Annotated in this window: 22 protein-coding genes and 1 pseudogene; 15 read left to right on the forward strand and 8 right to left on the reverse strand. The window is 54.1% G+C overall.

The genetic code is table 11. The features are described from left to right. The first annotated feature begins 29 nt into the window (after nucleotides 1–29). The 5 genes from KI367_RS12410 to KI367_RS12430 all read left to right on the forward strand — a co-directional run bounded on the left by KI367_RS12410 (nucleotide 30) and on the right by KI367_RS12430 (nucleotide 5729). Nucleotides 30–656 carry a TetR/AcrR family transcriptional regulator gene (locus tag KI367_RS12410; protein WP_036707526.1) on the forward strand — a complete coding sequence of 209 codons (627 nt, stop codon included), beginning with the start codon at nucleotides 30–32 and terminating at the stop codon, nucleotides 654–656. Nucleotides 657–703: 47 nt separating this feature from the next. Further along, nucleotides 704–2203 (forward strand): DHA2 family efflux MFS transporter permease subunit, encoded by a 1500-nt coding sequence (locus KI367_RS12415; RefSeq protein WP_212949992.1) that lies wholly within the window; start codon nucleotides 704–706, stop codon nucleotides 2201–2203. A gap of 329 nt (nucleotides 2204–2532) precedes the next feature. Further along, on the forward strand, nucleotides 2533–3843 hold the full coding sequence (locus KI367_RS12420) for a hemolysin family protein (protein ID WP_036707348.1): 1311 nt from the start codon (nucleotides 2533–2535) through the stop codon (nucleotides 3841–3843). A 3-nt stretch (nucleotides 3844–3846) separates the two neighbouring features. After that, a complete protein-coding gene (locus KI367_RS12425; RefSeq protein ID WP_036707350.1) occupies nucleotides 3847–4998 on the forward strand; it encodes an AI-2E family transporter in 1152 nt (383 codons plus the stop codon). 146 nt (nucleotides 4999–5144) lie between these two features. Continuing rightward, nucleotides 5145–5729, forward strand: coding sequence for a serine hydrolase domain-containing protein (locus KI367_RS12430; protein WP_212949994.1), 585 nt, complete (start codon nucleotides 5145–5147; stop codon nucleotides 5727–5729). A gap of 98 nt (nucleotides 5730–5827) precedes the next feature. On the opposite strand, the gene KI367_RS12435 is transcribed toward KI367_RS12430, so the two are convergent. Next, nucleotides 5828–6484 (reverse strand): glycosyl transferase, encoded by a 657-nt coding sequence (locus tag KI367_RS12435; RefSeq protein WP_036707353.1) that lies wholly within the window; start codon nucleotides 6482–6484, stop codon nucleotides 5828–5830. Nucleotides 6485–6817: 333 nt separating this feature from the next. On the opposite strand from KI367_RS12435, the gene KI367_RS12440 reads away from it, so the two are divergent. After that, entirely contained in the window at nucleotides 6818–7255 is a 438-nt protein-coding gene (locus KI367_RS12440) for a GNAT family N-acetyltransferase (protein ID WP_212950119.1), read from the forward strand. Nucleotides 7256–7385: 130 nt separating this feature from the next. On the opposite strand, the gene KI367_RS12445 is transcribed toward KI367_RS12440, so the two are convergent. Next, entirely contained in the window at nucleotides 7386–8123 is a 738-nt protein-coding gene (locus tag KI367_RS12445) for an SDR family oxidoreductase (RefSeq protein ID WP_036707357.1), read from the reverse strand. 182 nt (nucleotides 8124–8305) lie between these two features. Between KI367_RS12445 and KI367_RS12450 the strand changes: the two genes are divergently transcribed. The 3 genes from KI367_RS12450 (at nucleotide 8306) to KI367_RS12460 (ending at nucleotide 12454) form a co-directional block, all read left to right on the forward strand. Beyond that, nucleotides 8306–9244, forward strand: a complete 939-nt coding sequence (locus tag KI367_RS12450) for an AraC family transcriptional regulator (RefSeq protein ID WP_212949996.1) — start codon at nucleotides 8306–8308, stop codon at nucleotides 9242–9244. Nucleotides 9245–9483: 239 nt separating this feature from the next. Next, nucleotides 9484–10359 (forward strand): YwqG family protein, encoded by an 876-nt coding sequence (locus KI367_RS12455; RefSeq protein WP_212949998.1) that lies wholly within the window; start codon nucleotides 9484–9486, stop codon nucleotides 10357–10359. 145 nt (nucleotides 10360–10504) lie between these two features. Beyond that, nucleotides 10505–12454 (forward strand): ATP-dependent DNA helicase, encoded by a 1950-nt coding sequence (locus KI367_RS12460; RefSeq protein ID WP_212950000.1) that lies wholly within the window; start codon nucleotides 10505–10507, stop codon nucleotides 12452–12454. Between the two features lie 161 nt (nucleotides 12455–12615). On the opposite strand, the gene KI367_RS12465 is transcribed toward KI367_RS12460, so the two are convergent. Further along, nucleotides 12616–13890 carry a serpin family protein gene (locus KI367_RS12465; RefSeq protein ID WP_212950002.1) on the reverse strand — a complete coding sequence of 425 codons (1275 nt, stop codon included), beginning with the start codon at nucleotides 13888–13890 and terminating at the stop codon, nucleotides 12616–12618. 183 nt (nucleotides 13891–14073) lie between these two features. Here KI367_RS12465 and KI367_RS12470 point away from each other — a divergent pair, with 183 nt between their 5' ends. The 3 genes and pseudogenes from KI367_RS12470 to KI367_RS12480 all read left to right on the forward strand — a co-directional run bounded on the left by KI367_RS12470 (nucleotide 14074) and on the right by KI367_RS12480 (nucleotide 16012). Beyond that, the gene (locus KI367_RS12470) at nucleotides 14074–14550 is read left to right on the forward strand and encodes a MarR family winged helix-turn-helix transcriptional regulator (protein WP_036707363.1); all 477 of its coding nucleotides are present in this window, start codon (nucleotides 14074–14076) and stop codon (nucleotides 14548–14550) included. Nucleotides 14551–14609: 59 nt separating this feature from the next. Further along, entirely contained in the window at nucleotides 14610–14921 is a 312-nt protein-coding gene (locus tag KI367_RS12475) for an ArsR/SmtB family transcription factor (protein WP_212950004.1), read from the forward strand. Between the two features lie 231 nt (nucleotides 14922–15152). Further along, nucleotides 15153–16012 (forward strand): annotated as a pseudogene (locus tag KI367_RS12480) (MFS transporter). Nucleotides 16013–16103: 91 nt separating this feature from the next. Here KI367_RS12480 and KI367_RS12485 read toward each other — a convergent pair. The 3 genes from KI367_RS12485 to KI367_RS12495 form a co-directional block, all read right to left on the reverse strand. Beyond that, nucleotides 16104–17453, reverse strand: a complete 1350-nt coding sequence (locus tag KI367_RS12485) for an Nramp family divalent metal transporter (RefSeq protein ID WP_212950121.1) — start codon at nucleotides 17451–17453, stop codon at nucleotides 16104–16106. 198 nt (nucleotides 17454–17651) lie between these two features. Then, nucleotides 17652–18386: a ZIP family metal transporter gene (locus KI367_RS12490; protein WP_212950006.1), complete on the reverse strand. Its 735-nt coding sequence runs from the start codon at nucleotides 18384–18386 to the stop codon at nucleotides 17652–17654. A gap of 182 nt (nucleotides 18387–18568) precedes the next feature. Then, the gene (locus KI367_RS12495; protein ID WP_212950008.1) at nucleotides 18569–19309 is read right to left on the reverse strand and encodes a peptidylprolyl isomerase; all 741 of its coding nucleotides are present in this window, start codon (nucleotides 19307–19309) and stop codon (nucleotides 18569–18571) included. A gap of 195 nt (nucleotides 19310–19504) precedes the next feature. On the opposite strand from KI367_RS12495, the gene KI367_RS12500 reads away from it, so the two are divergent. Continuing rightward, complete coding sequence (locus tag KI367_RS12500; protein WP_212950010.1) at nucleotides 19505–20434, forward strand: hypothetical protein; 930 nt, start codon at nucleotides 19505–19507, stop codon at nucleotides 20432–20434. 255 nt (nucleotides 20435–20689) lie between these two features. On the opposite strand, the gene KI367_RS12505 is transcribed toward KI367_RS12500, so the two are convergent. Together KI367_RS12505 and KI367_RS12510 are read right to left on the reverse strand one after the other, a co-directional pair. Then, entirely contained in the window at nucleotides 20690–20980 is a 291-nt protein-coding gene (locus tag KI367_RS12505; protein ID WP_036707373.1) for a hypothetical protein, read from the reverse strand. A gap of 91 nt (nucleotides 20981–21071) precedes the next feature. Next, on the reverse strand, nucleotides 21072–22352 hold the full coding sequence (locus KI367_RS12510) for an ArsB/NhaD family transporter (protein WP_212950012.1): 1281 nt from the start codon (nucleotides 22350–22352) through the stop codon (nucleotides 21072–21074). Nucleotides 22353–22659: 307 nt separating this feature from the next. Here KI367_RS12510 and KI367_RS12515 point away from each other — a divergent pair, with 307 nt between their 5' ends. Then, nucleotides 22660–24351: a glycoside hydrolase family 13 protein gene (locus KI367_RS12515; RefSeq protein WP_212950014.1), complete on the forward strand. Its 1692-nt coding sequence runs from the start codon at nucleotides 22660–22662 to the stop codon at nucleotides 24349–24351. Between the two features lie 576 nt (nucleotides 24352–24927). Beyond that, nucleotides 24928–26994, forward strand: coding sequence for an endonuclease MutS2 (locus tag KI367_RS12520; protein ID WP_212950016.1), 2067 nt, complete (start codon nucleotides 24928–24930; stop codon nucleotides 26992–26994). Nucleotides 26995–26999 lie beyond the last annotated feature (5 nt).

Here is a 26999-nt window from a genome sequence, read left to right on the forward strand (position 1 = left end):
GGCCGGAAAGGGGGACGGAACCCGCTTTGATGAAGGAAGACAGCTCGGTAAATGCAGCAGGGAACGATACCAAATTAGACTTGTTAAACGCCACCGTCGAGCTGATCCGGGAGGAAGGGATCGCATGCGTTACGCTGCGCAGAATTGCGGATAAGGCGGCAACGAATTTGGCGCTGGTCAACTACCATTTCGGCTCGAAGGAGAAACTGATCGCTCAAGCCATCGGCAGCATCGTAGGCACTTTTGGGGACGCCTTCGCCTTGCTTGACGAACATGATCTGGAGCCGATTGAGCGGCTGAAGCAGTTTTTTTGCCGGTATATTTCGCATCTTCAGGAGTATCCGGGCCTTGCCAAGGAGCTGCTTGACCAGAGCCGGCTGATCCTCTGCTCCCAAAACGAATATGTCCGGTACAGCAAAGTGATGAAGACGGAAAAGCTGATGGACACGTTAATGGAGATCACGGGCGAAACGGACGAATCGGTTGTGCGCGGCATGATGGCCCAGCTTTACGGAGCATTGTTTTACCCGGTCATCATGAACTCTTACCTCGGCATGGGCGGGGAAGAGCCTGCGCCGGAGATTCACCTGCCTGATCTGGAAGATCAGGTCGACATGCTGTTCAGTCACTATTTTCACCGGTACAAAACAGATTAAAGGGATGTTAGAGACGAATCCAACTATAGAAATGAGTGGAGAAACCTATGTCTAAACCGCTGTCGGGCCATACTGCCGCCGAAGAGGCGCCTTTTTCGCTCAAGGCGATCCTTCCGCCTCTTTTGGCGATCATCGTCGGGATGATTATGGTTATTTTGGACGGTACGGTCGTGAATGTCGCCGTTCCGAACCTGGTAGACTTTTTCAATTCGGATCTAAAAACGATCCAGTGGGCCATAACCGGCTACACGCTGGCGCTTTCGGCTGTCATTCCCCTTGCCGGCTGGATGACCGACCGCTTTGGGGCAAAGCAGGTTTTCGTCACGACGGTCGTCTTGTTCGTGCTGGGATCGGCTTTGTGTTCGATTGCCCAAAATGCAACGCAGCTGATCATCTACCGCGTCATTCAGGGGCTCGGGGGCGGCATGGTCGCGCCGATCGGGATGGCGATGGTGTTCAAGCTGGCGCCGCCGGAACGCCGGGGCGCGATCATGGGGATGCTCGGGGTGCCGATGCTGCTGGCCCCGGCCCTCGGACCGGTATTGTCCGGGTGGCTCGTGGAATACGCCAACTGGCGCTGGATCTTCCTGATCAACGTGCCGATCGGCGTCGTTGCCGTCATTCTCGGCATCGCTTATTTGCCGAAGGCCGACCGCTTCGCGCCGAAGCAGCTGGATCTGCTGGGCATTCTTCTGGCGCCGATCGCGTTTGCGATGCTGGCCTACGGCGTCAACGAGGGCGGCAGCGTATCCTGGACCTCGCGCGGAGCCGAGCTTGGCCTTGCGATTGGCGGCGTGGCTTTGGTGTTGTTCATCATCGTGGAGCTGCTTCATAAAAATCCGCTGCTCGAGTTGCGGGTATTCCGCTCGTCGGATTTTACGCGCGGGATCATTTTGACGTGGATCATGCAGGCCTCGCTGTTCGGCTGCATGCTGTTCGTGCCGCTGTACCTGCAAACCATCCGCCAATTCACGCCGCTGGAGACCGGCCTGATCCTGCTGCCGCAGGCGCTTTGCTCTGCCATTGCGATGCCGATCGGCGGCAAATTTTTCGATAAATACGGCGCCCGTCCGGTCTCCTTCGTCGGACTCGTCATCATTGCCGTATCCTTGTTTTTGCTGAGCGGAATCCATGCCGACACGTCGCTTTACGTCATCATGCCGCTGCTTGGGGCCATGGGCTTCGGCATGGGCTTGTCGATGATGCCGCTGAACACGCATGTGCTGAATGCGGCGCCCCGCCAGTGGGTGAACCGCGTGACGCCGCTTACGTCGGCGCTGCAGCAGGTGGTCGTGTCCTTTGCCGTAGCCGGCATGACCGGATATATGACGAGCCGCATCAACCATCATGTCGGAGCGGCCGGAAAAGGAGGCAACCCGCTGGAGGCCACGGTGCTTGGCTTCGACGACGTCTTTTTGCTGTCGGCCTGGATGGCCGTCGCAGGCGTTGCGCTTTGCCTCATTTTGCGGAAACCGAAGGAAATGATCGTGGGGTCGGGGCCGGAAGGCGAAGGCAAGCCGGATCCGTCGCTCATGATCGGACACTGATGCGGACAGCCGCGCCCTAATGCCGCATAGAGCCTGAAGCCTGTTTTCTTGCATGAATCCGGCTTCGGGCTCTTTTCCTCATTGATACGCCGGCGGGAATCTTCGGATTCGCGCGCAAGAGGTTTGAACGTCCGGCATGCGGCGGCATATTGCAGAAAGTGGAATGTTCGCGCCCATTCAGGATAAGATGTAAGATAGACGTTTTCTTTTTGGAGGAAACAGGCAAAAATTTTTTAGGCTGCAGTTGAAACCTTAGCAGCTGAATTATCGTATTAGCATTTTATATAGATTGATTAATCTTATTTTGCAAAGGAGAAGATGAGCTTTACATGGACAGTGACAGGTATGTATTAAATTTGGTTTTGGTTGCACTCATGATTGGATTGTCGGCCTTTTTCGTAGCAGTGGAATTTGCGGTGATCCGCGTCCGCGCCAGCCGCGTGGACCAGCTGATCGCCGAAGGGCGCAAAGGCGCGAATGCCGTGAAAAAGGTGCTTGGAGACCTGGACGGCTATTTATCGGCCTGCCAGCTCGGAATTACGATTACGTCGCTTGTGCTGGGCTTTCTCGGAGAGCCGACGGTGGAGAAAATTTTGCATCCGCTGTTTGAAAAATGGAATGTTTCCGAAGGGTTAAGTTCTTTCTTGTCCCTCCTGATCGCTTTTGTCGTCATTACGTACCTTCATGTGGTCATCGGCGAACTGGCGCCGAAAACGGTGGCGATCCGCAAAGCGGAAACCATTGCGCTCTGGTTCTCGGCCCCCATTATCTGGTTTAAGAAAATCATGTACCCGTTTATCTGGCTGCTTAACGGTTCGGCCAATCAGCTTGTCCGTTTGTTCGGCGTCAAGCCGGCTTCGGAGCATGAGGAAGCCCATACCGAAGAAGAACTGCAAATCATCTTGAATGAAAGTTACGAAAGCGGAAAAATCAACGACAACGAATTCGGATACGTAAGCCGGATCTTTGCGTTTGACAATATGCTGGCCAAGGAAATCATGGTGCCGCGGACCGATATGGTCTGTCTCGACAAAAACAAGCCGCGCAGCGAAAACGTGGAAATCATCAAACAGCAGCAGTACACCCGTTTCCCGCTGATCGACGGCAGCAAAGACAACGTCATCGGCATCATCAATACGAAGCAATTTTTCCTTGCCTACGAGGATGACCCTAACGTCGACGTGTCCACGTTGATTCATCCGGTCATGGCCGTGTCGGAAGTGACGCCGGTCAGCGTGCTCCTGCAGCGGATGCAGAAGGAGGGCACGCATATGGCGATTTTGATCGACGAATACGGCGGCACGTCCGGGCTCGTGACGATCGAGGATATCATCGAGGAAATCGTGGGCGAGATCCGCGACGAATTTGATGCGGACGAAGAAGAAGAAGTTCAGGAAGTGGAGAAAAACCACCTGATCGTTGACGGCATGGTCTCTGTTTCCCAAATCAACGACTATTTCCATCTCGAGCTGGACACGAAGGAATGGGATACGATCGGCGGCTGGCTGTACAGCCAGAGCAATGAAATGGAAGAAAACGAGTCCTTCGAGCATGAAGGGGTGACGTTCAAGCTGCTGGAACGGGAGAACAACCGTTTCTGCAAGCTGGAAATTATTAAGGAAACGCAAAGCGAGGAATAAAAGATGGACAACTCCGTGAATTGGGCGAGCCGCTTTAAAAAGTTTTTTCTGAACAACCGTTTCGTATTGTTTTTGCTGGTGCTGCTCCTGATCGGCCTCAATATTATGGTGCTCAGCAAAATATCGTTTATCTTCCATCCGGTGGCCGTTCTGTTGAAAACCGTCATTTTGCCCATTATCCTCACGGGGATTGTGTATTATCTGCTGAATCCGATCGTCGATTTTCTTGAGCGGCACAAGGTGGGGCGGCTGCAGTCCATATTGCTGCTGTACGTGCTCATCATCGGCATCATTGCGGTGCTGCTGACGCTTGTCATTCCGGTCATCCGGCAGCAAATCATGGACCTGGTCACGAACTTTCCGGCATACAGCGAGATGATCCGGGTGCAAGTCGAACATCTGATGGGCAGCAAATTGATCAATCAAATCCAGGAGTCCATCAATTTCGACCCGCAGGAAATGATTCGCACCGTTTCCGAAAAGGCATCGACCTTCCTGAACAAAACGTGGACGGGGATCGGCGGGGTTCTCGGCAATATCATTGAAGTGGTGCTGGCCATCGTGACGGTGCCGTTCATCCTGTTCTATTTGCTGAAGGACGGGAAGAAGCTGCCCGGTTTCATCCTCGGCTTCGTCCCTACCAAGCTGCGCGGGGAAACAAGCCGCGTCATGAACGAGATGAACCATCAGATCAGCTCCTACATTCGCGGGCAGATCATCGTCAGCTTCTGCATCGGCGTGCTGTTGTTCATCGGCTATATTATTATCGGGCTGAAATATTCGCTCATTTTGGCCGTCATCGCCGCCTTCACCAGCGTCGTTCCGTATTTGGGGCCGGCCATCGCGATTACGCCCGCCCTGATCGTCGCCGCGGTTACGTCCCCGATGATGCTGCTGAAAATGATCATCGTTTGGACGGTGGTGCAGCTGATCGAAGGCAAGTTCATTTCGCCGCAGGTGATGGGCAAGACGCTGAAAATCCACCCGATTACGATCATTTTCGTCATCTTGACGAGCGGCAACCTGTTCGGCATCGTCGGCGTTTTGCTGGCCGTGCCGGGGTACGCCGTGTTGAAGGTCGTCGTTTCCCACATCTACCGGTGGTTTAAAGTCCGCTCCGGTTTATACGAACCGGTGAAGCCGGAGCAATCATAAACGCTAAAATCCGCAGGCATGTCCTGCGGATTTTTTTGTGTTTCATAAGGGAGCTATTAGGCAGGAGAAGCAGTGGGGATTGAGGTATATCTATTAGCTCGCAAATGATATCATTTAGAGGAATTAAAAAGCCGATCAGGGGGAGTGTGGCAGGTGCAAACGAAGATTTAACCCAATGGCATGCCTGCTTGCGGGACCGGAAAATGCTGTCGCAGAAGACGTATGCCAGTTTTTTTAATGTGAACAAAAACAACTATTGTTATGGGCTGGAACATCATCAAATGTACGGAACGGACCGTTATTCCCATGGGGGAGATCACCTTGGCGTAAGTGCTTTTGTGCAGCATTATTTTGAAGAAGATCTTTGCATTATCATTCTTTCGAATAACGAAGCGATGAATCAGTATAGATTAGGCAATGCCGTTTCGGATATTCTGCATGGCGTTGAAGTCGGCGTTCCCGGCAAACCCGAAGAATTCTTCATGGGCGAAAACAAGCTTAAGCAGTATTGCGGTACATACTTCAAAGATAAAATCCAGGTGGAACTCATTCACGGCAAGTTATACTTTACGAGGTTCGCCGGCAATCTCCACATCGAAATCTATCCGGTGGACGAGGGAAAATTCGTTCGCAAATATTCCGACCAGATCCATCCTTATAACATTCATGAGAACGAAGCTGGACAGATGACGTTTTTCGGGTATGCCAAGGAGGAAGACGCCAAGAAATAATCCGTCTGCAGCCGGTTGGCAATAAAAAGGCTTTCTATAGCCACCCCATCGGGTGATTATAAAAAGCCGGTCAGCTTTGCGGCGTCGATCGCATCTATTTAAAATTTTCCGGGGAATTGTTTGACAATGCCTTCCGTCAGGATGTCCGCCAAATGAATCATATGGATCTCGTTTTTGTCGGTTGCCGCAATATCGGCTTTCCAGTCCCCTTTGAGACAGTCGAGGACGATTTCCGTAATCAACTGAAGGTGGGTATACAGCATGTCCTGCAGCGTTTTAAACGGCCAGTTCGGATTCGCCGCGCTTAAAAATTTGGCGATATCGTCGGCGTTCCGATGCCAGTCCGCCTCCAACCTTTGCACATCCGCCTGATTGCCCGCTTTGGCCGCATCGACAATTTTTCCTGCGATCAGAATATGCTCTCTCAGAAGATCGGCCAGCTTATTGCCGGCGGCTTCTCCATAATAAGGTTTGATCACATTGCCTATATCCTGCTGGTTCCGCAACAGCCGGTCCAACACGTCCTTTTGATCCGGGCGATTGGAAATGGCGCTGACAATATAGCTGCGGGTCCATATCGTATGGTCAATCCAGACCTTCTGCATATCGGTTTTCAACTGCACCATTTTCGGACTTAGGCAGGTCTTATCCAGATTCTTTTCCTCTGCTGCCTTTGCTTGCGCAAATGCCTGCGGAGTCATGTTAAACAAAAGCGCCAAAGTTAACGGCAGCGCCAGTAACCATTTGTTTTTCACTTTATCTGCTCCTCTGTGCTTTGGATAAAACAGGCTGTCTTATTATGGGTGGATTTTCCGATTTTATGCAGCGGCTGGTTGCGGTTGATATGATGAGCAGCTTATTCGGGGAATTCTCACGTTCAGCCTTTTGGTTGGCAATAAGATCACGCTCCTTGGAGCCATTTTATTTTTGATTGGGTTCGCAGTCAACTCATCGTTTGCGGCGCTTAAAAATTGAACAAACCAGCGTTATCGATGAGGAAAGGCCGTTCCTTTCTTTTGATGCAAAAATCAACCGTCTCTGTGTGGTAGAATATTGTAATCATATCCCGGAAGGCCAAGGTGAATGCAATGAATACCGGTGTAAGGGCAAGATTGGCATCCATCGCCGATGCGGAGGAATTGTCGAGACTGAATCAAGAGTTTAACGGGGGCGACGGCAGACCTCCGGCGCACATCGCGAAAAGTTTGAACGCGGGCAACGAACTGGTTGCCGTGGCAGAAATAAACGGCCGGGTCGTCGGTTTTGGCTGTGCGCAAAGTTACCATTCATTTTGTTATGAGGAGCCGCAGGGCGAAATTACCGAATTGTACGTGGAAGAACATGCTCGAAGAAGAGGGATTGCAGCTGCGATACTCTCTTGTCTGGAAGATTACCTCGGTAAGCGCGGGGTAAAAGAGATTAAGGTACTGACAGGGAAAGGCAATGTCGCCGCAATTTGCACGTATGAACATAGCGGTTATGTCGTCGACGATGAACTTTTGCTGATAAAAACGTTGGGGGACTGAATGTGCGACAGATTACTCGCGGGTTACCACAAACCAAAACATTTTGTCTTTAGAGAATAGCCGGTTTGGCCGACTTCAGAAGGCGCAAAAATCCCTTCGCATGATCGAAGGGATTTTTGCCGCAGGGAATTCAATTGAACCCGCCGTTGACGCGAATCGTCTGTCCCGTAATCCAACGGGCTTGATCGCTGACGAACAGCTCGACGGCATTCGCAATGTCCTCCGGTTCGCCAAGCCGTCCGAACGCGTTCATTCGGCGGTACGAATCGACCAGCTCCGGCGATTTGCCGTTCAGAAACAGCTCGGTCGCGACTTGCCCGGGCGCGATGCAGTTGATGGTGATGTCCCGGGGACCGAATTCCTTGGCCAATTGCCGTGTCAGCTGCTCAACCGCGCCTTTTGTTGCGGCATATAGACTGTACGTCTGGAGCATTGCACCCGCAATGGACGTCGAGAAGTTAATGATTGTTCCGCCCGGCGCCATATGTTTCATCGCTTGCTGACAAGCGAAATACGTACCTTTGACGTTGAGCGCGAAATGCTGGTCGAAGATCTCTTCCGTCACGTCCGAGATCGTAACGTTTGCCATAACCCCTGCATTGTTGATCAAAATGTCCACGCGTCCGAACCGCTCCAACGTTTCCGAGAACAAGGCTTCGACTTCGGCCACCTTGCTCACGTCGGCCCGGATGGCCGCCGCTTGGCCGCCAAATTGCTCAATCGTCTTGACAACCTCGTCCGCTTTGTCCCGGCTCGAAGAATAATTGACAACCACCTTTGCTCCCGCTTTCGCCAATTGAAGGGCTACTTGCCGTCCGATCCCCCGCGACGCTCCGGTCACCAGTGCAACTTTTCCATTCAAACTCATTTCTTCTCCACTCCTTCATCCGATATGGGCCGATCGGTCGTTCGCCGAATTCGACCTTGCCAATTCATTATAGGAAGGATCGCTGCCTTGCCGTTAGATCATTTCTGTCCGATCCTTGCCTAATTCTCTTCCGTCTCCATATAATAGATGTAACATCCTGCCTGGAAAGGGGAACGGCCTCTATGGACAAAACGGATGAACCGCAGCGCCTGGAACATGCTTTGGAGCAACTGGCGCTTTTAATACGCCGCCATGCTCCGGAGGGAGGGATTCATCGGACGGAGATCCCTTCGTTGACGCTGATGCATGCTACACGCTTGTCGGAACCGCTGGAATCCATCTACAAGCCATCCATTTGCGTTGTGGCGCAGGGGGCTAAAGTAGCCGCGCTGGCAGATGAATCCTACCGGTACGATCCTTCGACTTACCTGGTCACTTCCGTCGAATTGCCGATTATGGGCCGAATCGTCGAGGCTTCGCCCGAGATTCCCTATTTAAGTTTGAAGCTCGGCTTCGATATCGACGTCATCCTGGAGATCATGGAAAAGGCGAACCGCACCGCTCCCGCGCCCGCGGAAGCCGCCCGCGGGATCGCCGTGAACCAAACGTCTCCCGCGCTTCTCGAAGCCCTCGTGCGGCTGGTGCAGCTGCTTGACGCGCCTGAGGACATTCCGGTGCTGGCGCCGCTTGCCATCCGCGAAGTGCTGTATCGCATGCTTCAGGGCGAGCAAGCCGAGCTTCTTTGCCAATTTGCGATCAGCGGCAGCCATGGCTACAACATCGCCCAAGCCATCCGGTTGATCAATCGGGAATATGACCACCCGCTGGCGGTTGAGCAGCTTGCAAAGACCGTGAACATGAGCGTGTCGGCGTTCCATAAGCATTTCAAGCGCGTCACGGCGATGAGTCCGCTGCAATACCAGAAAACGGTGCGTTTGCAGGAAGCCCGGCGGTTAATGCTGACGGAATCGATGCAAGCCTCCGATGCGGCGTTTCAGGTCGGCTACGAAAGCCCGTCCCAATTCAGCCGGGAATACGCCCGCATGTACGGAAAGCCGCCGGCACGGGACGTTCAGGAACTTCACGGCTTGGCCGCCGACGGCAAAAGGATTGCCCATTGAAAATCGGATAAAAAGATTTTTGATATGCTCCCGTTATGGTAGACAGGCGAAAAAAGAAAACTGGCTAGCGCAAGGGGGCTTTTTCATGCTTAACAAACATTAATACATCAGTGAAACTCGCTATGCTTGATGAACCTTAAGTGGTGAAAAACCGGCATCCGGCATACGACACAAAACTCTGTCTTTAACATGGCCGGGGGGATCTATACCAACTACCGCTTGTAAAGGAGTCTAAAAAAATGGCTATTGCAGAGATCGTTCGAATGTTAGAACAGGCAGGGCTGGGAGCCTACAAGCAGGCTATCGCCAGGTGGATTTATCCGACGGCATATCTGAATTTGCAGCCTGCGCATGATTCTTCGATCCCTGTTGGGAGCAGCAAAGTCGGCGGTCGTCCGGATCTGCCTGAAGATGTGGAATGGCCGACGTGGAAGGACTACGAAATGACCTTTATCGCCCAAATCAACTTGGCGGAATGTCCCCGGGATCTGTCTCTTCCGGAGAGCGGCCTTCTATCTTTTTTCTATGCCGTTGAGCCGATGTTCGACGATGAGGACTTTAATGGCGACCCAAATACTTGCCGTGTCCTCTATTTCGAAGCCGAACGGCTTGATCAAATTTCGCGCAGAAATATCCCTGTTAGTTTGAAAGAGGCTTCGACGATGAAATCCAACCGTATTTCGTTTGAATCTTCCCTATCTGTCCCGGATTCGGAATCCGCCTTCCTGGAAAGCTTGGACCTGGGCTGGAGCGGCAACCGTGAGCATTTTGATCAATACTGGGAGGTATTTTTGCCGGAGTTTGAACGGGCATGGGGGAAGGATGGCTATATGAACCGTCTGATGGGACATCCGGATCAAATTCAAGGGGATATGCAAGTCGGCTGTGAGATAGCCCGCGGCGCGTACGGCTGGGATGACATGGCGAATTCCGAAAAACGCAAGCAGATCGTGAATTCGGCTGTAAAATGGCGTTTGCTGCTGCAAATCGATTCCGAGGAGGACAAGACGGGAATGATGTGGGGGGACGTCGGCCGGATTTATTTTTGGATTCATGAGGACGATCTTGCGGCGCTGCGCTTTGACCGGGTGGTTTGCGAGATGCAGTGTACATAGTTAAAGAAGGAGTTGGCCGATATTGCTTTTCAAGGCATTTCCCGCCACCCCATTGTAATTGCGCATGGAGCATGTGATAATGGGATGTTCGTTATAAAAATGAGCGGTAGAACGATTTTGATTGGAAAGCTGAGGTTATTCGAACGTGGAACGGTACCCATTTGCATATGATCCTTCCCGGCCTTTTATCCAGCAGGCGTCGGATTGGGTGGCGGATGTATTTTATGAGTTGCTGCCCGAAGCGGGCTTTGAAGTCCGGGACGAACAGATTTACATGGCCTTTCAACTGGAAAAGGCGTTTGCCGAGAAAAAAACGATTTTTGCCGAAGCCGGCGTCGGCACGGGCAAAACGTTGGTGTATCTTTTGTATGCCGTGTGTTACGCGCGTTATACGCGGAAGCCGGCGGTCATCGCCTGCGCGGACGAATCCTTGATCGAGCAGTTGGTCAAGCCGGAGGGCGATATCGCCAAGCTGGCCCGCCATTTGGATCTCGTGATCGACGCGCGGCTCGGCAAGTCGCCGGATCAATATCTTTGCCTCAAAAAGCTGGATCAGGCGCGGATTCAAGGCGATGAAGAGATGGTCTGGGAAGACATCGCGGCCGGTTTGCCGGATTTCGTGTATTCTTCTGCGCCGATGCAAACCTTCCAAGCCTACGGCGACCGGCGGGACTATCCGCAGCTTGGCGACGAGGAGTGGAAGAAAATCAGCTGGGATCCCTTCCAGGACTGCTTCACCTGCGACCGCCGCCACCGCTGCGGGCAGACTTTGTCGCGGGACCATTACCGCCGCGCCGCCGACGTGATCATCTGCTCGCATGACTATTACCTGGAGCATGTGTGGACGTACGACGGCCGCAAACGGGAGGGACAGCTGCCGCTGCTTCCGGAACATTCCTCCGTCGTTTTGGACGAGGGGCATTTGCTGGAGTCGGCGGCCATGAAGGCGCTTGGCTACAAAATGAAGCATACGGTCTTCGAGGACCTGATTACGCGCCTGCTGCAAAACGAAATCCGCGAATCGCTGGCCGTCCTGATCGACGACGCCATCGTGCAAAGCGAAGCGATGTTTGCCTTGTTCGGGCGAAACAGCCGCCCGATTCCCGGGTCGGACCGCAAAGAAATCCTGCTGACGGACGAGCTGCTCGGCGAAGTGCACCGGTTCCGGGGGCTGCTGACGGCGATTGAAGAAGAGCTGGTATTCGAAGGCGAGCTGTACACGCTGGACGAATATCAGCTCCGCATCGTGGAGGAGCATTTGGATATGATGCAGCAGGCGCTGATGCTGTTCGAGCGTTCCGAAGCGCTGATTTGCTGGGTAGAGGACAGCCCCGAAGGACTTACGCTTTCCATTATGCCGGGAACGGTCAAGGATGTGCTGAAGACGCATGTCTTCGGCCTGCGCATGCCGATCGTGTTTTCGTCGGCGACCATGTCGGTGGACGGTTCGTTCCGTTACCTGGCGGACAGCCTCGGCATCGAAAGCTTCCTGTCTTTTTCGGTCGCTTCGCCGTACGCGTATCCGGAGCAGATGGAAGTGCTGGCCCCGGCATGGAATCTTGCGGAAGGCTTTGAAGGCAAAATGAAGGAAGCGGTACGGCTGCTGCAGGAAAGCGGCGGCAGGGCGCTGATCCTGTTCCGTACGCGGGAGGAGCTGCGGCAGTTCAAGCAAGCAGCGAAGGACGAGCCTTTGCTGGCGGGAATACCGTTTTACTTTGAAGGGGACGGGGAAATCAGCCACCTGATTTCGTCCTTCCAGCGCGAAGAAGAAAGCGTTCTGTGCGCGGTCAGCCTATGGGAAGGCCTCGATGTGCCGGGGCCGTCGCTGTCGAACGTCATCATCTGGTCGCTGCCGTTCCCGCCGCATGATCCGGTGTTTATCGCCAAACGGAAGGCCGCCGCCGACCCGTTCAACGAAGTGGACCTGCCGTATATGCTGCTCCGTCTCCGCCAAGGCATCGGGCGGCTGATCCGTTCCCGGGACGACCGGGGGATCGCCGTGCTGCTGGGCGAAGAGCTGCGGACGAATCCCGAGGTCAAAGATAAGGTGCTGTCCGTGCTGCCGGAAGGCGTGGAGCTTCGGGAGCAGCTTTAAATGTTGCCATGGCTTGCGGATGCAGCTGAAAAAATACATCGTAGAATCGGCAAAAGCCGCGCTAAATGCGCGGCTTTTTGTTATGGAAGCGTCCGGCGGAGCCATTACTGTAACTCCGTATTTGCACTCGATGATAAGTTGAACGTTGGTTATGTTCTGTTTTACGCCGGATTTTCAACCGTCCCCATGAACAGCCAAAGCCCGGTTTGGCCGTCTTCGATGCAGAAGAAAAAGGGATGATCCACGTTCATCTCGAACCGGCCCGCCGGCGGAGCCGAACCTGCCATGGCCATTTCGGTGACGGCAGCGGCTTCCGTGCCTTCCTCGTTTACGTCAAGCACCATCTTATGCAGCACCGAAGATACAAAAAGCGGCTTCGCGCCAGACATGGCCGTGAAATCGGCGGCCGCCGGATCAAACGCCTGCTTCATGCCCAGCGCGATCAGCGCCTCTCTTAACTCCAGCGACGATTCGGCTTTGAAGCGGGGGAGCCGGATTTCGCCGGAGGCATGATCGAACCGGGCTTGCCATATGGACGGGGCCTTGCGGATGGTGTTCATGACATCGGCGAGCGAATGCCCGCCTGCGGGAAGCACGATCAGCATGTTCAGCCGACCGTCCCCATAAGGCAGGCGAATCGCCTGAGCTTCGGGCGTTTGCTTGTATTCGAACATACCGGACCGCCTCATCATCGGCACTTGTTTGGTCGTTTGGTCGCCTAGCGTGAACTTGCCGTCTTGGGTGTCCTTCGGATCGAAGGGACTTTGCCAGGCGCCGTTAAAGTAGACGGTATTCAGCAGAATCGCCAGCGTATCCGGGGTGGGAGCTTGATCGAGAACTCCCGGGATTTTACCGCGCGTATGCCGGCTTACCCAATCGTTGATCTTTTTTACCGTTCCCTTTTCGGTAAAGTCAACGGCTTGAACGTCGGCATGGTAGCTGTCTTTTGCCGTGAGAATAAAAGAGTCTTTGATCTCCATGCCCCTGCTGTACCAGACCGAATTGGCGGAATTCAGCCGGACGCCCGACCCCGCATCCCCAAGAAGCGTGTACAGCGTCCGGACAGAGGCGTTCGCCTGCTCCTTGCCGATGGTTTCGATTCCGAGCATCCGCGCCATTTCTTCTGCGGTGTTTCCGCCGCTGCCCTGATAGGCTAACGCTAATGCGGTAAAAATACTATAGGGAGACAATAGGGTATTCCCCCCCGGCTTTGCCGTCTTCGCGAGCTCTTCGTGAAGACGCAGCCCGAAACGATTTTGCGCGCGGACCATGTCCGGATGGAGTTTTTCGGCGACCTGCTGCCTTTCGGCGAGGGAGAGGACCTGCGCCTGCTTTTTCGACGATTCCGGGGAAATCGGCTGCCGGCCGTCACAGGACGACGTCAGCAGCAGCGAAGCGCAAAGCATAAGAAGGAGCGAGCCTTTTTTCCGAACCATTGCGGTTTAACCTGCCTTCCGTGTTCACATGATATTCATAGACGCTTCCAGAACTTAGGAAGTTGCGCCTCGGAAATCCTATCCCGATTTGATTCTGCTTGATCCGGGGCGGTATAATGAATATGAAGTCAATTAAACTGACCAATTTTTAACTTTTACACCTAACAAGGAGTTGTGCTACTTATGCCCAAAACACCCCGTCGACACCAAGAGGATTTGGCATCATTGTTTTCGCTCGGATTCAGCGCGTTGAACGAGGAACTGCATGAGCGGCTGAACGAGCTTGGATTCGGAGATTTCCGGCCCATGCACGGTTTTTTGTTTCAAGGGCTGATTCCGGACGGGGCCACGGCGAAAACGCTGGTTGAGCTTTTGGGTATTTCCAAGCAGGCGGTGAGCCAGATGCTGGATTACCTGGAGGAGCGCGGCTACGTCGTAAGAAAACCGCATCCTTCGGACGGCAGAGGCAAGCTGGTGGTGCTCACGGAGCGCGGCCAGGCGCTGATGAAGGCCAAAGAAAGCATCTACAGCACCATTGAAAGCCGGTGGGGAGCCATCATCGGGAATGACCGCCTGCAAATGATGCGTTCCGATTTGAAACGGATCATCGAGAGCGTTAGCGAAGGGGATGCGCCGAAAAAACTGCGGCCTTCCTGGTAAAGTACCCGTTCGCGAAAAGATTAAGTTTGAAAATATGATGCCAAAGGACCGAAAAACGCATGGAACCCTCTCTAATCATAAAAGCTTTATCGAATGAAACACGCCGTCAAATATTAACGTGGTTAAAACATCCGGAGCGGCATTTTGACGAAACGCCTTACGTTCAGCATGGAGTGCCCCAGCGAATCGGCGCCTGCGTCAGCGATATTCAGGAAAAGGCAGGGCTTGCCCAATCCGTCATTTCCAGCTATTTGCTCATGATGCAAAACGCCGGATTGCTCGAAATGGAGCGGGTAGGCAAGTGGACCTTTTACCGCCGCAACGAAAAGACTATTCAGGCTTTTGCCGATTATATCCGGGATGAATTGTAGTGCCGTAAATAAAGGAGGAGACTCCTTTTTTTACACCTATACGTATTTACATATCTAGATAATTGGATGTATAATGGCTGAGGATTGCGGTGTTACGTATTAAGTGAAAAACTTTTTGGGCGAAAAGAAAAAAATGAAAGGAAGACGGCAAGGCTATTTTTTTGGGATTATATATCCATATATCCAGATATGTAGTTACAAACGATAGGATAGGAGAGAGGATTACGACATATGAAGAACAAAATAACGATGCTGGTCATGATGTTGTCTTTGGGCGTTTTCGGCATCATTGCGACCGAAATGGGAATCGTCGGCGTTTTGCCCCAGGTGACGGAGAAATTCCATGTTTCCGCGGCGCATGCGGGGCTGGCGGTCAGCGTTTTTGCGCTGGTCGTCGCCGTTTCGGGTCCTTTTGCCACGCTGCTTGCATCCGGTTTGAACCGCAAGATGATTTTAAGTTTGGCGGTATTGATGTTTGCCGTTTCCAACGTTTGTTACGTCATGACAAGCCGTTTTGAAGTGCTGATGGCATTCCGCATCATCCCGGCGATCTTCCATCCGGTGTTCTTTTCGATTGCGCTCGTTACGGCTTCGCAGCTGGTTTCTCCGGAAAAAAGCGGACAGGCGGCGACGAAGGTTTTTGCCGGCATCACCGTCGGTTTTGCGTTCGGCGTACCGTTGACCTCGTATTTGGCGGAACGAATTTCGCTGGACACGGCTTTTGGGTTTGCGGCCGCCGTCAATTTGGTCGCGTTCATCGGCATTTTGGCGCTTCATTTTTTCCGATGCTGCCGATCGTTTTTTTGTGGGGAATCATTCACTCCGGCGGGCTGATCGTAAGCCAGACGTGGCTCATGAGCGAGGTGGAAGAGGCGCCCGAATTCGGCAACAGCCTATTCGTCTCTTTTTCCAACCTGGGCATTACGCTCGGTTCTTCTTTGGGCGGCTGGTTTATTTCCTCTTTCGGCATTCAGCAGCTCATTTGGAGCGGCATGTGGTTTGCGGCGTTGGCTTTCGTTTTGATCGCGGCTAAAGTGAAATTATTCAGCGTATCCCGGGAAACGCCGGGAGCGTCCGTCGATAAAATGTAACGCCGGGGCTCGCCGGTATGAACCGGAAAAAAGCTGTACCCGTTTTGAAGCGGGTGCAGCTTTGCTCTTGCCGAAGCGATCGATCTTTATGTTAATAAGCAAACGTTCCGTACAACAGATATATGTTAAGCACCGCGATGAGGATCGCGATGAACCAGGACAGCAGTTGGAGCCACCGGGGGGCGGCATGCGGGCCCATTTTCTTCCGGTCCGAGGTGAACATGACGAGCGGGATGACGGCAAAAGAGAGCTGAAGGGACAGGATGACCTGGCTCAGGATCAACAGGCTGCCGGTTGCCTGTTCGCCGACGATCCCGATCACCAGCACGGCCGGAATGACGGCGATGGCGCGGGTAATAAGCCTGCGAATCCAAGGTTTGAGCCGGATGTTAAGAAAACCCTCCATGACGATCTGGCCGGCCAGCGTCCCGGTCAGGGTGGAGTTTTGGCCGGAAGCGAGCAGCGCGACGGCAAAAAGCACGCTGGCGATGCCGGTGCCGAGCAGCGGCGTCAGCAGCTGGTACGCATCCTGGATTTCGGCGACTTCCGTGTGACCCGTCGCATGGAACGTGGCGGCGGATAAAATCAGGATCGCCGCATTCACGAACAGGGCCAGCATAAGCGCCACGGTCGAGTCGATCGTCGCGAAACGGATCGCCGATTTTTTGCCCTGCACCGTATCCTCGTAATTCCGCGTCTGCACGATCGACGAATGAAGGTACAAGTTATGCGGCATGACCGTCGCGCCCAAAATGCCGAGGGCAATGTACAGCATGGCCGGATTTTGGACGATTTCCGCCTTGGGCACGAAACCGGACAACACGCCGCCAAGATCGGGCCTCGACAGCACCATTTCGGCGACGAAGCAAAGCATGATCATGGCGATGAGCGAGATGACGATCGCTTCGATGTAGCGAAAGCCTTTGTTTTGCAGGAAAAGCACGAGCAAGACGTCAAGCACCGTCAGCAGCACGCCGTAGATGAGCGGCATGCCGAACAAGAGCTGAAGGGCGATGGCGGAGCCGATCACTTCGGCCAAATCGCAGGCTGCGATCGCCAGCTCGCACAGTATCCACAGGCCGAAATTGACCGGTTTGCTGTAATGGTCGCGGCAGGCCTGCGCCAGATCCCTTCCGGTGGCAATGCCCAGCCGGGCGGAAAGCGATTGAAGCACGATCGCCATCAGGTTGGAGATGAGGATGACCGACAGCAGCGTATAGCCGAACATGGCTCCGCCCGCCAAATCGGTAGCCCAGTTTCCCGGATCCATGTACCCGACCGCGACGAGGTATCCCGGACCGACAAAGGCGAGCAGCTTCCGAAAAAAGCTGCCTTTCGTCGGCACCTTCATCGACTTGTAAACTTCGGGCAGGCTGGGGGCATGCCGCTTGGAGCGCCAGCCCTGCTCGGACTGCGATTCCTTTACGCGTGGTGCGGACATGTTCATGTGTACAACCTTCTTTCTTACAGGAAATTATTTTGCCTCCGGACAACTTTTGATGTAAAAAAAATCGTTCCTTTTCGAAGTAAGATATGAACCTACCGCTTTTCTATGTGCATGGATGTTCCAAAGCGATCCGCAGGCAAAACAGTGGATTGAAACCAGACTCCTTGTCAAGGCGCTTCATGGCGAAACGCCCTACCGCAGGAAATGGGTGAGCCCAATCATGGTCAGCAGGCCGAAAATGAAGGAAAACGTCGCGGCCCGTTCATTGCCGTCCCCGTGGCTTTCGGGGATCAGCTCCTTGTAGACGACGAACAGCATGGCTCCGGCCGCAAAGGCAAGTCCGTAAGGGATGACCGCATGGAAGGTTTCGGCGAAGCGAAGCCCGGCCCAGCAGGCGGCAAACTCCAGCACGCCGGTAAACGCGGCCAGCACCAGCGCCCAGCGCCGGCGCATGCCATGGGTAATCAGGAACAAAGCGGTGAGGAACCCCTCCGGAATGTTTTGCAGGCCGATGCTGAGCGCGACGATCGTTCCGAGATCCTGGCTGCTGCTCCCGTAGCTGACCCCGACCGAAAGCCCCTCCGGTAAGTTATGCAGCGCCATCGCGGAAAGGAACATGAGCGAGCTTGTCCGATCGTTTTTTTCGATGCGCAGATTATGGGCGGGATCCTGATGGGGGATGATCAGCTCCAATATGGTTAGAACCGCCGTTCCCAGCAGCGTGCCGATCGTAAGAATCCACAGGTTCGATAACTTCAGCGCCGCCGGGATGAGGCCGTAGGTCGAAGCCGCAACCATGATGCCGGCGGTGAACGCCAGCAATATATCCCGCCTCCGATGCGTGACATTGTTGAACAGGAGCGCGGGCAGCGCGCCCAAAGCGGTGCAAAGCGAAGTCGCCAGACTTCCCAGCAAAATGGCGTTCATAGGATCCTCCTTACCCAGTAGATTGCAGTCGCATGTTTCGCTTGTACAACCATATGAGCAAGTTCGGGACTCTATTCGCAAAATAAACTTCGGCGGCCCCACCCGCGTACGGCCCGTTCCGCCGATCGTCCCGACTAAAGAAACGCCCCGCGGCATTTGGCCGCGGGGCCCTTGTCATGTCCTTATTTTTCTTTGATGGTGATGCTATCGATCGTCACTTTTTCGGTCGGTTTGCTCAGCTCGTCCGTGTCCGGATTCGCTTCGACCGGCGTGGCGGCGATTTTTTTCACGACGTCCATGCCGCCGGTGATTTTGCCGAAAATGGTGTAGTTCGGGATCTGGTTCAGATCCTTGCTGTCCTCGCCCGTGCAGATGAAAAACTGGCTGCCGTTCGTGTTCGGTCCGGCGTTGGCCATCGCGACGATGCCCGGCTCGTATTTGTAGTTCGTTTTTTCATCCTCGAAGGTATATCCAGGGCTGCCCGTGCCGGTTCCCGTCGGGTCGCCGGTTTGAATCATAAACGGTTCGATGATGCGGTGGAAAATGACGCCGTCGTAGAAGCCCTGCTTGGACAGAAACACGAAGTTGTTGACGGTTTTCGGCGCGTCTTTCGCAAACAGCTGGATCGTAAACGTGCCTTTGGACGTTTTGACCTCGGCTTCGTAGGTTTTCTTCGTATCGATTTGCATGGCCGGCGGGCTTGTCCAGCTTTTTGCCCCCTGCGATGCATTCGTGCCGTTATCCTTCGTATCGGTATCGTTGGCATCCGTACCCTTCGTGTCCTGCGGCTGCTGCGTTTCCTGGGACTGGTTCGGGTTGGCCTGCTCGGCGGACGATTCCGGTTTTTTGCCGCAGCCGCCGAGGACGAGGGCAACCACGATCATGATCATCAACGGAAGTAAATACGCTTTTTTCAGTTTCATGAGTCGGTTGTTCACTCCTTATGCATTTTCGCTATGTCTAATGATAGCGGCTTTTCGCTCCAAAATCTAGCGCACCTCCGGTTTGTCCCGTCCTTGCAGAAAAAACCGGTTTTTTGCAGGTATTCTTGAAACTTCTCCATTCGCTGCAACGTTTAAACAGGTAATGAATGTAAATTTTGACATGGGGGGATGCCGATGTTCGATGCGGAAAATGCCCGTCTGACGGAGCTGAAGGAGAGCATGAGGAACAAAGTCAAATGGGAAAAACACCTTCAGGAGCTGGAAAAAGAGCGGGAGGAACGACGGCGGGAAGCGGATCGCTGGAAACAGCGGCTGGCGGACGAGGAAAAGGACGTAGAACGGCTGGCTGGCGCCTCTTTGTCCGCGTTGTTTTTCGGCTTGATCGGCAAAAAGGAAGAAAAAATGGAACGCGAACAGCTCGAAGTGCTGGAGGCGAAAGCAAAATACGATGCGGCGGTCCGGGCGGCAGAGGACATTCAGAAGCAATGCGAGGAAACGGACCGGCTGCTCCGCGACGTGCGATATTCGGAATCCGAATATGAACGGATATTGAAGGAAAAGGAAACCATCCTTTTGCGGCAGCCCGGGGAACTGGCGGAACTGGCGGAGCGGCAGGCGGATCTCGCCGTGCAGCTGAAGGAAATGAAGGAAGCGGTGCAAGCGGGCCGCTCGGTGCTTCATGATTTGGAGCAGGCCCGGGATTACCTGCAGTCCGCCCGCAGTTGGGGCACTTACGACATGCTTGGCGGCGGCATGCTGTCCACGCACCTCAAGCATAACAAGATCGACGAGGCCATGGATTATATCCATGACGCGCAAACCAGCTTGCGGAGGTTCCGCAAAGAACTGAAGGATGTGGAGATGCATTTGGCCGTCGAGATCGACATCGGCAGTTTTTTGCGTTTTTCGGATTATTTTTTCGACGGGTTTATTGCCGACTGGATGGTGCAGGGACGGATCAACGACACGCTTTCGCAGGTGGAAGAAAAGCTGGATGCAATCAAGCGGGTGGTGCGCCGGATCGAGTCGGAGCAGCGCAGCCTGGAAACACGCTTGGCAGACGTAAAAAGAAGGTACGAGTACGTGGTCGAGTCGGCCGAATGAGATTTGAAGGAGCCTCCCGATGTCGCTTGGACCCCGGGCAGCTCACGACTAGTCCAGTTCCGACCCGGGTCGGCCCGGAAAGCATGATTGCGGCAGCTTATTCGGATTGATGAGTCAATTTTTGATGGAGAAAGTTAGTGAGAAATAAAGTCGTTCATGTGCACGAAAAGGGGATTTACCGAATGGAGGCAGATTACGGCCGTAGGTAAGAGGCAAATAAAAAGGAGGGCGTTGGCCCTCCTTTAAATATGCTTCCTATGCTTCGTTCTTCTTCCATTCGACGCTGCGGAGCAGGCCGTGCTTCATCAGCGCCAGCACGAAATCCACGTAGTAATCTTTCCGCACGATGGCGGCGTATTCATGGTTTTTATAGGCGTAAAACAGCGCGTCGGTGTAAACGTCGTTATCCTCGAAATGTTTCCGGATTTCCCGCAAACGGTTCAAATACGGCTCCTCCTGGAGGAGATGGATGCGAAATTCGACATCGTCTCCGTTGACGGTTTCCGTGATGCGGGCAACGTCCTCGTTGCAGCGGTAAGTCAGCATGGCGGGCGCCTCCATTCCGGTTAAAATGTTTTCCCTTGCTTATTCCTTTCCACGATTCCTGCCGGTTAACAACCGTCCGTTTTCCTCCTGGTCACATCAAATATCTGAGATATACATATGCGCTGGACAATAAGACGGACAAAATCATGATCGGGAAGCCGTATTTCAAAAACGTCGTGAATTTGAGCGGGTATCCCTCCTTGGCGGCCATGCCGGCCACGATCAGGTTGGCGCTGGCGCCGATCAGGGTACCGTTACCGCCGAGGCAAGCGCCCAGGGCGAGCGACCACCAGAGCGGTTCCAGATTGCTGATCCCCATGCTGCCCATGTCCTGAATCATCGGAATCATCGTGGCCACAAACGGGATGTTGTCGACGAACGCCGAAGCGATGGCGCTTAACCATAATATGAGCATCGAGGTCGATGCGACGTTGCCCCCGGTAAGGCTTACCGCCTTTTCGGCCAGGGTGGAAATGACCCCGGTTTCGATCAAGCCGGCCACGAGCACGAACAGCCCCACGAAGAAAAAGATCGTCGGCCACTCGACCTTGGCGAACGCTTCTTCAAGCATATGTTCCCCGGTCAGAAGCAGGAGCAGGAAGGCGCCAGCCAAGGCGACGGTGGCGGATTCGATATGGACGAGCTGGTGGATGAAAAATCCGACGATAGTCAGCCCGAGCACGGTTACGCATTTGACCAGCAGCTTTTTGTCGGTCAGCAGCTCTTTTTCGTCCAGATCCATGATGCTTTGCATCAGTTCGGGCGTCGTTTGGATCTGTTTCCGGAAAAGCAGGATGAAGATCGGAATCAGAACCAGCATAATGATGAGCGCCATCGGCATCAGGTTTTGAATGAAAGCCATAAACGTCAGCTCTTTGACCGCGCTGCCGATCATGATGTTCGGCGGATCGCCGATCAAGGTCGCCGTGCCGCCGATGTTCGAGGCGATGATCTGCGTGATCAGGAATGGCAGCGGATTGACCTGCAGCTGGCGTGTAATACTAAACGTAACCGGCACCATCAGCAGGACGGTAGTGACATTGTCCAAAAACGCCGACCCGAGCGCCGTCAGCAGCATCAGCGCGATCAGGATGGCGAGCGGACGGCCCTTTGCTTTTTTCGCGGCCCAGACGGCCACGTATTTGAACAGCCCCGTTTCGGCCGTAATGTTGACGATGATCATCATGCCGATCAGCAGTCCCAGCGTGTTGAAGTCGATATGGTGGATGGCCGTTTCCTGGCTCACGATCCCGAACACGACCATCAGCACGCCGCCGATCATCGCGATGATCGTCCGGTGGATTTTTTCGGAAATAATCAGTGCATACGCAATCAAAAAAATAACGATAGCCAAAATCGCTTGTTGTTCCATATGGTTCCTCCCCGTTTGTCTCTATGTCGAAGTCCGCAAGATTAGATTGATCATCATGGCATGATCCGATTCCTCCTTTTGCCGAAGGAGAAGAGTGCCCATGCGGACCCGCCATCGGGACGAGAAGGCTGAAAAAGACAAACGGAGCCCGCACGTGGCAGGCTCCTCCGAATGTTATTCTATGCGATTGAAAAAACAGTCGCCCCTCATGTGAAAGGGGATCTGAAAAATAGTTTACATGTATTATAAATGGATTCTCCCGGCTTGTAAAGACAAGCCGGCTTAACCTGCAAGGAAGGAGACGGACATGAACAAAACATGGTGGAAGGAAAGCGTCGTATACCAAATTTATCCGATCAGCTTTTTGGATTCGAACGGCGACGGCATCGGCGACCTGCGCGGCATTCTGTCGAAGCTCGATTACTTGAAGGAGCTCGGGGTGGACGTCGTCTGGCTGTGCCCGATCTATAAATCCCCCAACCACGATAACGGGTACGACATCAGCGATTACAAGGACATCATGGAGCAGTTCGGAACGATGGAGGATTTTGACGAGCTGCTGCGGGAAGCCCATGCAAGGGGGCTTAAAATCATGATGGACCTGGTGCTCAACCATACATCGGACGAGCATCCGTGGTTTATCGAATCGCGGTCGTCGAAGGACAATCCGAAACGGGATTTTTACATATGGCGCAAAGGGAAAGACGGCGGCCCGCCGAACAACTGGGAGTCGTATTTCAGCGGTTCGGTATGGGAATACGACGACACGACCGGCGAATATTACCTTCATCTGTATTCGAAACATCAGCCGGACCTGAACTGGGAAAATCCAGATGTCGTCGACTGCATGCACGAGATGATCGAATGGTGGCTGAAAAAAGGAGTGGACGGCTTCCGCCTGGACGCGATCGCGCATATCGCCAAGGCCGTCGGCCTGCCGGACGGGGATAATCCGCATCACCTGCCGACGGTCCGTGCCTATGACCTGTTTTCCAATCTGGAGCATGTGCACACGCTGCTGCATCAGCTGTATACCGAGCTGCTGTTCCACTACGACATCATGACGGTGGGCGAAACGTCGGGACTGGGACCGGAAGAGGCGCTCAGTTACGTCGGGGATACGCGCGGGGAGCTGAACATGGTGTTTCAATTCGAGCATATGCAGCTGGATGCCGTATCCGGCGGTTCGGGAAAATGGGACATTCGGCCATGGAACCTTCTTGAGCTGAAAAAGGTGATGAGCAACTGGCAGACGGTGCTGCACGGCCGGGGCTGGAACGCCAACTATTGGTGCAACCATGACCAGCCACGCCCCGTGTCCCGCTTCGGGGATGACGGTCGGTACCGGGTGGAATCGGCCAAAATGCTCGCCACCTTCATGCACATGCTCGAAGGTACGCCGTACATCTACCAAGGCGAGGAAATCGGAATGACCAACATCGCCTTCGATTCGATCGAGGACTACCGGGACGTGGAGACGCACAATTTTTACCGGGACCAGCTGAAGCAGGGGGCGTCCGAGGAAAAAGTGATGCAGGCGATCCGCCAAAAAAGCAGGGATAACGCCAGAACGCCGATGCAGTGGGACGGAACGAAAGAAGCGGGGTTTACCACGGGAACGCCGTGGATCGCCGTGAACCCGAACTACCGCGAAATCAACGTCGAAGCGGCGCTGAGAGACCCGGATTCCATCCTTCACTACTACAAAAAGCTGATCGCGCTGCGCAAGGAGCACGAGGTTATCGTGTACGGGAAATACGAGCTGTTGCTTCCGGACGATCCGGAAATCTATGTCTTCACCCGGACGCTGGGCGAAGCCAAGCTATTGGTTATTCTGAATTTCTTCGGGAGGGAGCCGGAGCTCCAGCTTCCGCCGGAACTGGATCTTTCGGCAAAGGAGCTGCTGATCTCCAACTATGCGGTTGCGGGGGACGACGATCTCGGCGGCACCGTCCGGCTCCGCCCTTATGAAGCCAGGGTGTACATGCTTCAGGCATAAAGGCTTGACATGGATGAACAAAATTGTTAAATTTAGCTCATCCTATACCAAAGGAGAGATTTTGATGTCGGTGGTTGTTCTTAACTAATCCAATTCCATACGAAGACCGTACGAAGAGACCAGGTCAAGCTTGCCTAGGAGGGCAGCTTTGTTTCCTTGCGCCTTTTCGGGACTTGAACATCGGACGAAGCCTGGGCTTGAAGTCCGCAAGGTTCGCGCGCGGTCATGGAAAATAGTTAAGAACACGCGAAGCATCAAACGGTACTTTGGCGCCGTTTCATTCTTTGTTATTCAATCAATGTTCCTTCGTGAGCGGCTTCTCCGCCAGCGGGGACTTTATTGGAGACCGTGCTCTTGCAGCACGGTTTTTTTGCGTCCATAGGATAAGCAAACATAGCTATAGCCTCGGCCGTCTCCGGGATTCCCCAGGGGAGGGCCGGATTTAAGGCTATCCAAGACGCAAAAAAACAAAAGAAGAATGGAGCGGCCGAAAACCAAAGGGACAGAGAACTCGCATGCGCGTTCTTTGTCCCTTTTTTGCGTTTTTTTAAAACAACGAAAAAGGAGAATCAAGCGATGGATCACATGACCATGAGCATGCTGGAGTATGACAAAGTGAAGGAAAATCTGCGGGAATACGCAGTATCGTACGCAGGGAGGAAACAGATCGACGACCTGATGCCGGGAAGCCATCTGCGGGCGATCGAAGCGGCGCTGAGGGAAACGGCCGAGGCCAAAGCAATACTGGAAAAAGGGGCGAGCGTGCCGCTGCCGTCGCTGGAAGGCATCGAACACATCGTGTCGCTGCTGCATACGGGATACCTGTTTACCGAACAGGATTTTGCGGCGGTGCAGACGTTTTTGCACAGCTGCGGGCAGCTGAAGAAATATATGGCGGGCAAAAGGGACATGGCGCCGACCGTCAGCAGTTATGCCTTATCGATGCAGGAGCTGCCGCGGCTGAAAAGCGAAATCGAGCGCTGCATCCGCTTCGGCAAGGTCGATGACCAAGCGAGCAAGCAGCTGGAGAAAACCCGGAAAAAAATCGCCGTGGTCAAGGAGCGGATCCAGAAAAAAATGAGCTCCATCCTGTCCCGGCACGGCTCGATTCTGCAGGAGCATCTGATCAGCGTCCGGGGAGGACGGTATGTCGTCCCGGTCAAACGGGAATACCACAAACAGATCAAAGGGGCCGTGCTTGACCAGTCCACCAGCGGCCAGACGATATTCGTCGAGCCGGAGGAAATCTCCCAGCTTCAGACCGAACTCGGGATGCTGGAAGCGGACGAAGCCCGGGAGGAGGCCGTCGTGCTCAGCATGCTGACGGGCCTGCTCGAAGCGTCCAGCCCCGATTTGCTGCTCAACATCGACATTACGGGCAATTACGACTTCATTTTCGCCAAAGCCAAATACGGGCGCTCCATCGAAGGGCGCATGGTCCAGCTAAACGATCAGGGACGCATCCGGCTGCGGGGCGCCAAACATCCGCTCATGCTGAAAACGATGGTGCCGCTGCAGCTGGAGATGGGTAACGGCTACCGCTCGCTGATCATCACCGGGCCGAACACGGGCGGCAAAACCGTCGCGCTGAAGACGCTGGGGCTGCTGACTTTGATGGTTCAGTCCGGTTTGCTCGTGCCCGTTGAGGAGGGCAGCGTGTTTGCGGTGTACGGCAAGGTCATGACGGCAATCGGCGACGGGCAAAGCATCGAGCAATCGCTCAGCACCTTTTCGGCCCAAATCCGCCGGCTGATCGCGATGGTGGAGGAGTCCGACCGATCGACGCTGCTTCTTATCGACGAACTTGCCGCCGGGACCGATCCCGGGGAAGGGATGTCGCTATCGATCGCCATTTTGGAGGAATTGAACCGGCGCGGAGCGATGATGATGGTCACGACCCATTTTAACGAGCTGAAGGGTTTCGCTTCATCCGCTCCGGGCTTTCAGAACGCGCGCATGGAATTCGACGTCGAGACGCTCGAACCGCTGTACCGCTTGACCATCGGCGAGTCGGGCCAAAGCTACGCGATCGAAATCGCCACCAAACTCGGCATGCCCTCAGGCATTACGCAGCGGTCCAGGGAGATTTTGCACAACCATAAGCCTATGGCGGGGGGCGCAAAGGCCGAGACGATGTTTTCGGATGGGGCAACGGCAATGGAAAACGGGAGCAACGCGGACTTCGGCCAAGACCCGTTGGAGTCCGAATACGAGCAATCCGGGGCGGGAACGCTGCCGGAAGAAGCCGGACGACGCCAACCGGACAGCGGGGAACCTGGGCGCAGGCACCGCCACGATCGGGAAGAATCCATGGAAAGCGACGAGGGAGCGGAACCCGAAGAAACGGCAAAACCGCAAAAGCTGGAGGTGGGCGACGCCGTATTCGTCAGTTCCCTGCAGCGCGTCGGAATCGTGTATCAGGAGGAAGATGCCAAAGGCATGGTCGGGGTCATGGTCCAGAAGCAGAAGCTGAAAATCAATCAGAAGCGGCTGAAGCTGTATATCGAGAAAGGCAATCTTTATCCGGAGGATTACGACTTCGACATCGTTTTCGAGAGCAAGGAAAACCGGAAAAAAAGCAAGATGATGCAGCGGAAGCATGTCGAAGGGCTATCGATCATCCGGAGACCGGAGGATGTTTGAACGCG

It is taken from the genome of Paenibacillus cookii (assembly GCF_018333375.1).
GTDB lineage: Bacteria > Bacillota > Bacilli > Paenibacillales > Paenibacillaceae > Paenibacillus_AQ > Paenibacillus_AQ cookii.